The organism is Desulfovibrio sp. (assembly GCF_047607245.1).
Classification (GTDB): Bacteria; Desulfobacterota; Desulfovibrionia; order Desulfovibrionales; family Desulfovibrionaceae; genus Desulfovibrio.
In genome coordinates, this window is the sequence record NZ_JASGDK010000112.1 from 1 (window position 1) to 11,508 (window position 11,508).

At 51.0% G+C, this 11,508-nt stretch carries 11 protein-coding genes; 9 read left to right on the plus strand and 2 right to left on the minus strand.

The window, feature by feature from the left end:
- Positions 1-821 precede the first annotated feature (821 nt).
- The 4 genes from QM579_RS09280 (at position 822) to hmcF (ending at position 3,789) form a co-directional block, all read left to right on the plus strand.
- The gene (locus QM579_RS09280; RefSeq protein WP_414998883.1) at positions 822-1,106 is read left to right on the plus strand and encodes a hypothetical protein; all 285 of its coding nucleotides are present in this window, start codon (positions 822-824) and stop codon (positions 1,104-1,106) included.
- Between the two features lie 120 nt (positions 1,107-1,226).
- On the plus strand, positions 1,227-1,631 hold the full coding sequence (locus QM579_RS09285; RefSeq protein ID WP_414998884.1) for a cytochrome c3 family protein: 405 nt from the start codon (positions 1,227-1,229) through the stop codon (positions 1,629-1,631).
- 45 nt (positions 1,632-1,676) lie between these two features.
- Positions 1,677-2,357, plus strand: a complete 681-nt coding sequence (gene hmcE, locus QM579_RS09290; protein WP_414998885.1) for a sulfate respiration complex protein HmcE — start codon at positions 1,677-1,679, stop codon at positions 2,355-2,357.
- 43 nt (positions 2,358-2,400) lie between these two features.
- Positions 2,401-3,789 (plus strand): sulfate respiration complex iron-sulfur protein HmcF, encoded by a 1,389-nt coding sequence (gene hmcF / locus QM579_RS09295; protein WP_414998886.1) that lies wholly within the window; start codon positions 2,401-2,403, stop codon positions 3,787-3,789.
- Positions 3,790-3,975: 186 nt separating this feature from the next.
- Here the strand turns inward: hmcF and QM579_RS09300 are convergent, their stop codons facing one another.
- Both QM579_RS09300 and QM579_RS09305 read right to left on the minus strand, forming a co-directional pair.
- Positions 3,976-4,374: a response regulator gene (locus QM579_RS09300; RefSeq protein WP_414998887.1), complete on the minus strand. Its 399-nt coding sequence runs from the start codon at positions 4,372-4,374 to the stop codon at positions 3,976-3,978.
- Entirely contained in the window at positions 4,256-4,801 is a 546-nt protein-coding gene (locus tag QM579_RS09305; RefSeq protein WP_414998888.1) for an RrF2 family transcriptional regulator, read from the minus strand. Before QM579_RS09305 ends, QM579_RS09300 begins: the two co-directional genes overlap by 119 nt.
- 342 nt (positions 4,802-5,143) lie before the next feature.
- On the opposite strand from QM579_RS09305, the gene QM579_RS09310 reads away from it, so the two are divergent.
- From QM579_RS09310 to QM579_RS09330, 5 genes are all read left to right on the plus strand, one after another.
- A complete protein-coding gene (locus QM579_RS09310; RefSeq protein WP_414998889.1) occupies positions 5,144-5,560 on the plus strand; it encodes an RrF2 family transcriptional regulator in 417 nt (138 codons plus the stop codon).
- A gap of 887 nt (positions 5,561-6,447) precedes the next feature.
- Complete coding sequence (locus QM579_RS09315) at positions 6,448-7,302, plus strand: respiratory nitrate reductase subunit gamma (protein WP_414998890.1); 855 nt, start codon at positions 6,448-6,450, stop codon at positions 7,300-7,302.
- Positions 7,303-7,313: 11 nt separating this feature from the next.
- Positions 7,314-8,918, plus strand: a complete 1,605-nt coding sequence (locus QM579_RS09320) for a (Fe-S)-binding protein (protein ID WP_183717731.1) — start codon at positions 7,314-7,316, stop codon at positions 8,916-8,918.
- A gap of 335 nt (positions 8,919-9,253) precedes the next feature.
- On the plus strand, positions 9,254-10,360 hold the full coding sequence (locus QM579_RS09325; RefSeq protein ID WP_414998891.1) for a hydrogenase small subunit: 1,107 nt from the start codon (positions 9,254-9,256) through the stop codon (positions 10,358-10,360).
- An 11-nt stretch (positions 10,361-10,371) separates the two neighbouring features.
- A partial coding sequence (locus tag QM579_RS09330) for a nickel-dependent hydrogenase large subunit (RefSeq protein ID WP_414998892.1) occupies positions 10,372-11,508 on the plus strand: 1,137 nt, incomplete at its 3' end.

Consider the following 11,508-nt stretch of genomic DNA (forward strand, 5'->3'; position numbering starts at 1 on the left):
CGCAGGGTCTCCCTGCGCTTTTTTTGTGTCCTGCATTACATCTTCTGCCAGCAGCCCCCTCAGTCAATCTGCCGCTTCCGTGACGAAAAAAGCAAGCTTTGAAGCCAAGGCACGTCACGACGCGTGTAAATGCGTACCCTACTAATTTTTTCAGTGATTACTTCATTTGTTTAGTTCTATCTGCATAGATCCCCCGCAAATCGGCCAGGCTCTTCCTTTGAACGTGACTGCATCTTCATAGGCGCGAGCAAAACAGGGCAAATATCACCCCCACCATGTGAAAATATTATCAATTAAATATTATCAATAATATCATTATATTATATTTTTAACTCCTGCAAATTGCTTTTAAAAAAATCCAGCAAAAAATCATACTGTCAGGATCTTGCCTTCTTCAAAATGCTTTTTCAGTAGCCGTGTTTCATCCTCAGTAGAAGCCCTCTATTCAGCTCACCAAAATTTTCTAAACAATTACTCGTAACTACATAAGTATACATTAGAAGTATGTAAATGAGTGCATAAACAAACGATAATTCAGCAATCTAGTATGATTTCCACTGTAAGTAAGCATTTTATCCATTTGTATAACTACCTGCTTGTGCGCAAAATACTATATTTAGAAAGTCAACTTTTATGATTAACAAACTAATATAGTTATAATTTTTTAGTGTAAAAAAATAGAAACATTATTGACGCAGTATTTTTAATATAATATTTATTTTGTATTGATTAAGTAGATCAAGAATATGAATGTTTAATTGCTCTTTATTAGTGCCTCATATACAATGGGGCGTAACCGCGCGTGACGCAAGGGGGTTGCCATGTCTGCTTTATCAGAACGTGAGTACCTGGCCGAAGAAATTTGCGAACTGTATTCCAAGCTTGCCGGTGATGCGTATGCGGAAGACTTTAACCGAGCCAAAGACCTAGCGCAGGGCGAAGCCCCCCACGATCATTGGCTGCAAACCAACCGACTGGACTATGAATCACGCCTTTTCCTCTACCTCTCAGCGGCCTTTGCCATGAGGTGTATGAAGAACGAGCCTTACAAATGCGCTGTTTTTATGCGCAATGCGGCTGAAACGCTTCACAGGGCCAAGTCATAGCTAAGCACAAAACCAGGGGAAATCCCGATGCATGTGCTCGGGATTTCCTTATAATTTGCGCCCGGCCTGGTTAGTACGGGGCAACATCATCAGGATTATGCCAGGAAGTAAGGATTAACCATGCAGGAAAAAAACGTCAGATTCAGAATCATTCTCCCCTGCTTGTTGGTTTTGACCCTAGGCCTGGTGCTGTCTTCGGGCGAGGCCCTGGGTGAAGAGCGCATCCCCTTCACCTACCCGCCTTTCAGTGCCAAAAAGATGCCGCCGGTCTTCTTCACTCACGATCAACACATTGCCTACCTTGATGGCAAGGGGCAGGACTGTACAACCTGCCATGACATGACAGATGAAGGCCTTGCAGAGTCATTCATGAACGTTCGAAACATTGCCCCGCGAAAACAGATGGATTACCTGCACGCAACCTGTACCGAATGCCACGTCAAACTGTCCAAGGGCCCCCGCCTTGTTGACTGCCGGGTCTGTCATTGCGAACGCATTGCATCTGAGCATGCCGCCAAAAAATAATCGGTAGCTCTTGTATCAGACAGAAAGAACGTAGGAGGCGATCAGATGCTTGATTTCATTACCGGACCCTTGTTTGTCATTTCTCTTGTTATTTTTGTGGTGGGTATGCTGGCCCGTATTTTCTTGTATGTGCGCGGCCTGGACTGGCGGCTCGAACGTGTGGCTTACCGATATCATGCAGACCGTTCTGTGCCTGGCGCGCTGGCGTCAATCTTCAAATGGCTGATCCCCGGCGGCACCGACGGCTGGCGAACGCAACCTGTTGCAGCTGTTCTCTTTTTTCTTTTGCATTTTGGCGCTGTTCTTGTGCCTCTCTTTTTGCTTGGACATACAGTGCTGCTTGAGCGCTATGTAGGGATAACCCTGCCCTCGCTGCCGGGAACACTGGCTGATATCCTCTCTGTACTGAGCCTTGCGGCCATTGTTTTGCTGGGCATACGCCGCATGATATCACCTGCCCTTAGACAGCTGAACAGCGGGTCAGACTGGCTCATACTGGTTTTGACATTTTTGCCCTTTGCCACGGGGCTTATAGCCCGGCTGGACACCTCCGCCTATCAAAGCTGGATGATTCTGCACGTGCTGAGCGGCGAACTTTTCCTTATTCTGGCCCCTTTTACCAAGCTTTCACACATAGTTCTCTTCTTCATGTCGCGCGCTCAGATCGGTATGGACTTCGCCATCAAAAGAGGCGGAGCCACACGCGGTGGCGCATTCCCCTGGTAAATCGGGAAACTGTATCATTATTTTCGCCTGAAAGGAGCGGATTATGTCCGAATTGCTTTGCACCCCTACCCCAATCACCACCAAGGAAGGCATTCTTGAACTGCTGAAAGATAAGGCAGGGGCGCAATACTACAGCCAGATGAAGGAAATGAAAGTTGATCAGGCTGCCCTTGCCCGCGACTTGGAGCAGACCAGCAAATCTCGCACCCGCACATGGCTCAATGTCTGCGCGCATTGTGCCATGTGTGCAGACAGCTGCTTTTTTTACAGAACCAACAACAATGATCCCACTCAGATTCCATCCTACAAGATACAGGCGACCTTGGGCGAACTTTTGCGGCGCAAGGGCAAGGTTGATGCAGAGTTCATGATCAAGTGCATGGATGCGGCCTGGGGCAAGTGCACCTGTTGCAACCGCTGCGCTGTGTACTGCCCGCACGGCATAGACACTGGCGTCATGTTCAGCTACCTGCGCGGCATCCTCTTCAAGCATGGCTTTATTCCCTGGGAAATGAAGATCGGATCGGGCATGCACCGTGTGTATGGCGCGCAGATGGACGTAACTGAAGAAGATTGGTTGGAAACCTGCGAATGGATGGTGGAAGAACAGCAGGAAGAGTGGCCTGACCTCGAAATTCCTGTGGAAAAAGAGCATGCGGATGTCATGTACATCCTCAATGCCCGCGAAGTTAAGCACTATCCGGAAGACATTGCGCTGGCCGCAATTCTTTTTCACGTCACAGATACCGACTGGACCGTGCCGCGCGAAGGGTGGGAAAACACCTCATTGACGATGTTTGCTGGCGATTGGGAAGGTTGCGCGCAGAACGTCAAACGCATTTACTCAGCCATAGACCGCATCAAGCCCAAAGTAGTTGTGGGAACGGAATGTGGACATGCCCACCGTGCCACGGTTGTCGAAGGGCCGTATTGGGCAGGACGCGAAAGTGGAGACGCGCCAGTACGCTTCATGCACTACGTTGAGTGGGTGGCCGAAATGCTGCGCACGGGCAAACTGAAGATTGATCCCGCCAAAAAAATCAAGGTGCCGTGTACCTTGCAGGATTCCTGCAACTATGTGCGCAATGACGGACTCGGCAGCGCTACGCGTGAAATCATGAGCTACATAGCTGAAGATTTTAGAGAAATGGATCCCAAGGGTGATCACAACTTCTGCTGTGGCGGTGGCGGAGGACTCAACGGCATTGGCGTGTACCGCAAGGAACGTAATATTGGCCTTAAAAACAAACTGGATCAGATCAAGGCCACAGGGGCTGAACTGGTCGTCACTCCTTGCCACAACTGCTGGGATGCCATCCGCGACATGATGGAAGTGTACGAGGAACACAATATCAAGTGGTCCTTCCTGAAACCTCTGCTTGCTGAAATGATCATCGTGCCTCCCCACATTCGCCACAATGAGCTGGAGTAGCACAATAGCAGCAGAGAAACGGCGGCTTTGTCCTTTTGCGGCCGGAGCTCTGCTTTAGATGGGCCGTTAACGGCCGTTGGCCGGGCAAATATCCCATTGCCCGGCCAACAATAAAGACCCTGCACTCAATGGCGCAGATGAAAATCCAGAGATAATTAACAGTTATGCGCTGTTTTACCGCAAAATCTAACAGGTAACGGCAGCCGAAACGGCACCCAACAGCGCGTCACCCGAACAATTTTTGTTCAAAACGGGTACGCCGGTTCCAAAGCATACCGGCCTGGGGCCCACATTGGTACAGACAATAGCAGGAATGTCCCGGGTTTGCGAATTCCTGCGTAGGCGGCTGTACATGATTGTTCCTGAAGTGCCTTCAAGATCAACATCAAAGATGATGCAATCAGGCTTGCGGTCATTGACCATATTCAGGCTTTCATCGCAGCTACAGGCCACGCTTACCTGATAGTTAGACTGACGTAAGACCTGCGACATCCTGCTTAGGCTTTCGGCATCGCTGTCTACCAAGAGAATATGCTTTTGCATTGGAGCCTCCGGATTCGGATTCTGGGCGTCTTGAGGTTGCATGATCTGCCTTGCGGCGCGAGCCAGAGCGCTGGGAAAATCCCGCACTCTGGCGAACAGAACTAAGAGTCACTGCTTCCAGAGAGTTGTGTAAGGTCATTGCGGCCTTGTCCCAAACATCAAATGCAGCTTTGCCAGCAGGGGCTTCGCTGTTAACGCCAGGCAGGGTTATTCCTCCTTCGACGGCGTTAATTATGTCCGCAAGGGTTACGGCATCGGGGCTGCGGGCAAGCATGTGCCCCCCAGCTATACCCCGGACGCTTTTGACAATGCCTTCAGCCTGCAACAAGCGCATGATTTTTTGTACAAATTTTTCAGAAATGCCTGTACATGCCGCCAGCTCTGAAGCAGACGCAGGCATGGCCTGATCTTGTTCAGAAAGGCACAATAGCAAATGCAGCGCATGGCAGGCCATTGTGGAAATACGCATATTTATTCCTTATTTTGCGGGAGGCAATAAAGTTGACGATACTGGATGTGTCTAATTTAGACTGCTTTACTCATGATTATTATCTCAAGCGACTTTGGGCGTCAAGCGACTCTGCGAAGCTGGTTTTCTTGATTCACAATGTTCGTAAGATCGCAAATTGAACGTGTGAATACTTTCGCAATCAGTAAGACAAGACAAAAAAGTAATATCTTAATTGCTACAATGATGTTACTATTTACAAAACTCAGCTATGCTTTGGATGCCGGACTCATGTCTCAACGCGAAGAGACGATCGGCCCCTTTTGATTTCCCCTTTTACTATATGCTCCGTGGGGATTCGTAATGAAACTTTCAGCCAAAACACGCTATGCAGCCCGTATCCTGCTTTATTTGGCAAAAAATGGACTAGAGCAGCCGGTATCTTCAAGCTTGCTTGCAAACAAAACTGGCATCAGCTCACAGTTTATTGAGCAGATCCTGCGCCAGCTTCGCCTGGCTGGCATTACCGGCAGCGTGCGTGGCGCCAAGGGAGGACACGTACTCGTGCGCAAACCCGAAGATCTCACCTTTGGCTGTATTGTCCGGCTGATGGAGGGAGGCATTGAACTAAGCGGCTGCCTGGAAAAACCAGGTAATTGCGCCCGGTTTGATGCTTGTGAAGTACGCAAAGCGTGGGAAAGCCTTCAATCAACTCTGGATGGAGTGTTTGAGTCTATTACCTTGCGCGACCTTATGCAGGATGACCGTATTTTACGCTGACGGATTAAGGAATATTCGCCATCACGACGCCCAATCATCGTTGTCGCCCTGAGTGACACGCGCGCGCTTTTCCATTTACCACTTGCTCACGATTCAAATGAACACGCTGGCAGCAAACGCAGCGTGTTCACCCCTTCAGTTTTTCAATTACCGATGGGCTCATAGCTCTGCCCTCCTGTGGGGAGTTTGGGCGACAGACCAGGCTACTACCTAGCGCCTGACTAAGAACGACTAACTATAATTACATAGTAATATCATATTAATTACAATACACTTTAGCTATCATTAACAATTTTTTATTATCTACTAGTGCTATTGAGCAATATCTTATTGATAACACTCTGTACTATAATGCCAATCTACATTGTATTATTTCTTTTCATCCTATTTTCTTAGTTTTTTAGTATCATTTAAACATATAGATTAAATATGAAACTTCTTCTCTTAGTTTTATCACATGCAAAAAATATTTTTTCTTGCAAAAAATACCTTTTTTCGTCTTAATCTACTTGATTTTTTTAAACAAAATTAGGTCAATCATGATTAAAATTGTCGTGATGAATCCTTACGAAATCTTTGCATTATTTTTATATTTTATGTATCAGGAGTGCCATCGGGCGACTCTGTTCTATAGCTTATTGTGATGAATTCTCTGCCGGGAATATCGCCATAATTGCTCGTTCGATAATTATTAAGGAGAGGTTGCAAGGCAAGCAGACGCATGCCGGGCTTTTTGCGGCGCACGGCCGGGCCGGGCCCGTCGAACCCACGTTCCAGCGGCATCTTGACCCTACGGGAGAAAACGCATGACCACTTTGTTTTACATCTTGGGCTATTTGGCGGTAGCCGGCTTCATTTGCATGGCCTACTTGAAAATCAGATCTTACATGGCATCCAGCCCGCTGCATGTGCGCTGGGAACTCTATCCTGTCCCGCACGAAGGCAGCAAGACTGTTTACGGCGGCAGCTTTATGGAAGAAAAAGACTGGTGGACCAAGCCCCGCCATATTTCTCATTGGGGCGACATCAAGGCGCTGCTTACTGAAGTGCTGTTTTTGCACGCCACATTCGAGCACAACCTCAAGCTGTGGGTGCGCTCCTACCCCTTCCATGTGGGCATGTACATGCTCATGGGCGGCACAATCATCGTACTTTGCGCAGTCTTTGCCCAACTCTTTGGTCTGAACCCGCAGGGCGGCTTCATGATCTTTGTGGGTAATGTTATCAATGCCGTGGTGCTGATTGGCACGCTGTGCATCATCATTGGCGGCATCGGCCTTGTTGAACGCCGCCGCAATGACGAAGGCCTGCGCCGCTACAGCACGCCCGAGCATTATTTCAATCTGATCATATTTATAGTTTTCGGCCTGCTTGGTCTGGCCGCGTGGGCGTTTTCTCCCTCTTACTTCGAATTGGCCCGCACCTTTATTTACAATCTGGTTACCTTCAACTTCGCTCCTCAAACCAGCGTTCTGTTCAGCCTGCATCTGTTGATTGGCTTCTTCCTGCTCATCTGGATTCCCATGACGCACATGGGCCATGTGTTCATGAAGTACTTCACCTATCATGACATCCGTTGGGGCGACGAGCCCACCAGCAGCAGCGACAAGAACAAAGAAAAGATCCTTGAGGCCCTCAAGTTCAATGTGACTTGGTCGGCCAAGCATATCGCCGGTGATGGCACCCCCAAGAGCTGGGTAGACGTTGCCACGACCAACCCCACAGAAAAGAAAGAAGACTAGGGAGTTCAGACATGAAAGACAACCTCCGTTTGACTGACGTCTCTACCGTCGACGGGCAGATGGTCAGCATTGACCTGAAGGAAATTCCCGATCTGGCCGTGGACATGCATACCATGCCCTGGAAGCCCTTCACCGACGAGCAGAAGGAAAACACGGCCTGTATTCTTGATGAAGTCAGCGTGCTGAATATCCCCAAGCCCAAGAACCGTGAAGAAGAGGAAGAGCTGGTCAACAAGTTCCTCGACGGTATGCGCAAGCTGTTCACCAAGGAAAACAACTGGACCTTCCTGCCCATGCTCGAAACCAGCATGGATTATTGCGCCCAGTGCAACTCCTGTTCTGAAGCCTGTCATCTCTATGAAATGTCAGGCGAAAACGAAATGTACCGCCCCAACTTTCGCTCTGAGATCTTTCGCCGCATTTACAAGCAGTACGTAAAGAAAGAGCCTTTGGCCAAATGGCGTTACGGCGACATGCAGCTGAACTGGAAGACAGTGGCCCGTCTGGGTGAATTGGCCTACCGTTGCAATCTTTGCCGCCGTTGCGCCCAAACCTGCCCCATTGGCGTGGATAACGGCCTGCTGGCCCGCGAAATCCGCAAGCTTTTCAGCCAGGAAATGGGCATCTACCCCCGCGAACTGCATGAACGCGGTACCATGAACCACATGAAGGCTGGCTCTTCCACGGGCATGACCCCTGAAGTGGTGAAGGAAAACGTAGAGTTTATTGACGAGGATTACACGGAAATCACCGGCGTGGGCATCCATACGCCCTTTGACGTGCAGGGCGCGGACATCATGCTGCTGCACAATGCCGGTGAAATCATGGCCTGGCCTGAAAACATCGCTTCTTTCTCTCTGATCTTTCAGGAAGCTGGCCTGTCGTGGACGCTTTCCAGCAAGGCCCTGGCCTATGACGGCGTGAACTACGGCGTGTTTTATGACGACGCCCAGACCGCCCGTATCGCCCTGCAACACATGATGGCCGCCAAGGAACTGGGCGTAAAGAAGATCGTCATCGGCGAGTGCGGCCATGCCCACAAAGCCCTTACGGTCATCGCTGACCGCGTCATTCCCTTTGAGTATCAGGTGCCGCGTGAAAGCTGCTACGTCACCCTGCGCGACATCGTCATGAGTGGCCGCCTGAAGCTGGACCCCTCACGCAACGATTTCCCCGTGACGCTGCATGACCCCTGCAACGTGGTTCGCCTCATGGGCATCGTTGAGCCCCAGCGCGAAATTATCCGCAAGATCGCACCCCAGTTCCGCGAAATGCCGCATAACGGCGTGGACAACTACTGCTGCGGCGGCGGTTCTGGCTTTGCTATCATGACGCGAAACAACATCGAACAATGGCGCGGCAACATCTCTGGCCGTAAAAAGATGTGGCAGATCAGCGAAGCTTTCAAGGATTGCCTGGGACCCGAAACCCGCAAGTACATCTGCGCTCCCTGCTCCAACTGCAAGGGGCAGATTCGTGAAATCCTTGAACACAACGACCTGTACACCAAGAACAACTTCGCTTACGGCGGCCTGGTGGAACTGATTGTTAACGCTATGACCAACGTGAATCCCGGCTTCATCAAGTTTGAAGGTGAAGAAGGCGCTGACGACTAACAGCGTTAAGAAATACAGACATGCCTTACCGCCTGTCTGCACCAATAAAAGGGGGCGAAAGCTCCCTTTTTTTATTCCTTCTGACGCATCTCATGCCATACGTGCATCATACCGATATATCACAATTATTATTTATGTGATCCGCCCACTGCCACAACTGAAAAACCCTGCTCTTAAATATGTAACCCCCTAATTATTTTTCACTTGCCTTTGCGCATCGGGGGCTATAATCTTATCGATAGCTTTTATGATAAAGGTAAACCAAGCTGGCTTTTCCAGCTCGATGCATCCCCACCCTCACGACTCACTTCCAACCAGCAAGCGTTGAGGTAACTATGGCACATCTTGAAACAACCGCTGAGGTTTTGCGCAACAGGGGCGTCAGCCGCCGGGACTTCATGAAGTTCTGCGCGCTTACTGCCGTTGCAATGGGGCTTGGCCCCGGCGCGGACTTGGCCATTGCTCAGGCCCTCTCCACCAAACCTCGTCTGCCGGTGCTCTGGATCAACGGACTTTCCTGTTCCTGCTGCACCGAATCCTTCCTGAGAACCGCCCACCCTCTTGCGGCGGACATTATCCTTTCCATGATTGCTCTGGACTACCAGGATACCATCATGGCTGCAGCTGGCCATCAGGCCAATGAAACTTACGAGCAAGCCATCGAAAAATACAAGGGACAGTACATTCTGGCTCTTGAAGGCAACGTGCCCATGAACGAACAGGGCATGTACTGTATTGATGGCGGCAAGCCTTTTTATGAAAAGCTCAAGATGGGCGTTGAACATGCCAAGGCTGTGGTAGCCTGGGGCACATGCGCATCCTGGGGCTGTGTGCAGGCTGCTTCGCCCAACCCCACGGCAGCCACCCCTCTGCACAAGCTTTTCCCCAACAAGCCTCAGATCAAGGTTCCTGGCTGCCCGGCAATTCCGGAAGTCATGAGTTCCATTCTGACGTACATCATCACGTATGATCGTCTGCCGAGCCTTGATTCGCAGGGACGGCCAGAAATGTTTTACGGCGTGCGTGTGCACGACCAGTGCTACCGCCGCGCCCACTTTGACGCGGGCCAGTTTGTGGAATCATGGGACGACGAAGGCGCACGCTCAGGCCTGTGCCTGTACAAAATGGGTTGCAAAGGCCCAACCACGTACAATGCCTGCCCCTCCACCCGCTGGAACAACGGCGTTTCCTTCCCCATCCAGTCCGGGCACGGCTGCATTGGCTGCTCGGAGCAGAACTTCTGGGATCAGCAGTCATTCTATGACCGTATCACTACCATCCCGCATATGGGCACCAACTCCACGGCTGAAACCGTTGGAGTTGCCGCCGTGGCCGGTGTGGCAGCGGGTGTGGCCATTCATGGCGCGGCCAGCATGGTACGACATGCCTGCTGCGACAAGAAGAAAGCCCCGGAAGTTAACGAAGACACCAGCAAGAGCTAAGGAACGCACTCATGTCCTACGAATACAAGACGCAAGGATATAACGTTGTTGACGCTGGCCGCCGCCTCGTCGTGGACCCTGTGACCCGCATTGAAGGGCACCTGCGCTGCGAAGTAAATATCAATGACGACAACGTCATTACCAATGCCGTTTCCTGCGGCACTATCTTTCGCGGCATAGAAATCATCCTCAAAGGCCGTGACCCGCGCGACGCCTGGGCCTTCACCGAGCGGATCTGCGGCGTATGCACGGGCACACACGCCCTGTCTTCTGTGCAGGCCGTTGAAAATGCGCTTGGCATCGACATTCCCGACAATGCCAACATCATACGCAACCTCATGCAGCTTTGCCTCATGTATCATGACCATCTGGTGCATTTGTACCACCTTACCGGTCTGGACTGGGTGGACGTGGTTTCGGCTTCCACAGCCGACCCCAAGGCAACGTCAGAACTGGCGCAAAAGCTGTCGCCCTGGCCCAATTCCTCGCCGGGCTACTTCCAATCCGTCAAGGACAAGCTGCTCAAGCTCATCAATTCCGGGCAACTCGGCATCTTCACCAACGGATACTGGGGTCACCCCGCCTACAAGCTTCCGCCCGAAGCCAACCTTATGGTGGTTGCACACTATATTGAAGCGCTGGACTTCCAGAAAGACGTGGTGCACATCCACACCATCTTTGGCGGCAAGAACCCCCACCCCAACTGGTTGGTGGGCGGGGTACCCTGTTCGCTCAACATTGACGGTGTGGGCGCGGCGGACGTAATCAACCAGGAGCGCCTTGACTTCATCCTTCAGGTCATTGAGCGCTGCCGCACCTTTGCCCAGCAAGTAGTTATTCCCGACACGCTGGCGCTCGCCAGCTTCTACGGCGACTGGCTCAATATCGGCGGCGGGTTGTCCAAGCTTTCCGTTCTGGCATACGGTGGCATTCCCAACATTGCCAACGATTATACCGAAAAAAGCCTGCTCCTGCCCCCCGGCGCTATCATTAACGGCAACTTCAATGAAGTGCTGCCCGTAAGCCTTACCGATCCGGAAGAAATCCAGGAAACGGTCAACCACTCGTGGTACAAGTCCTACCCTGCCGGAAAAATTGGTCTGCACCCCTGGGAAGGCATTACGGAGCCCCAGTACAATCCTGGTCCC